Origin of the sequence: Lysinibacillus sp. GbtcB16 (assembly GCF_019091145.1) — a bacterium.
Taxonomy (GTDB): Bacteria; Bacillota; Bacilli; order Bacillales_A; family Planococcaceae; genus Lysinibacillus; species Lysinibacillus fusiformis.
Genome location: NZ_JAGXJV010000791.1, coordinates 1 through 242 on the forward strand (window position 1 = coordinate 1; position 242 = coordinate 242).

At 61.6% G+C, this 242-nt stretch carries 1 protein-coding gene; it reads right to left on the reverse strand.

What is annotated here, in order from left to right:
- Positions 1 to 242: thiamine pyrophosphate-dependent enzyme (locus KVT27_RS25910; RefSeq protein WP_254636307.1), on the reverse strand; the 242-nt coding region annotated here is incomplete at both ends.

Here is a 242-nt window from a genome sequence, read left to right on the forward strand (position 1 = left end):
AAACGCGGGCGAAATCCACGTGGAAGGCGGCGGCAAGCTTGCCGAAATCCGGATTCCTGAGGTCCGCGCCGATGGGCCGGCCGTCAAAATTCTGCTGCTGGTCGCGCTTCACGTTGCCGAAGGCGGAGTTGTTGAAGACGAGGGTGATGACGTCGATGCCATATTGCGCGGCAGTCGCGAGTTCCTGTGCTGCGAACATGAAACCGCCATCTCCGGCAATCGACACGACCGGCACCTCGGGT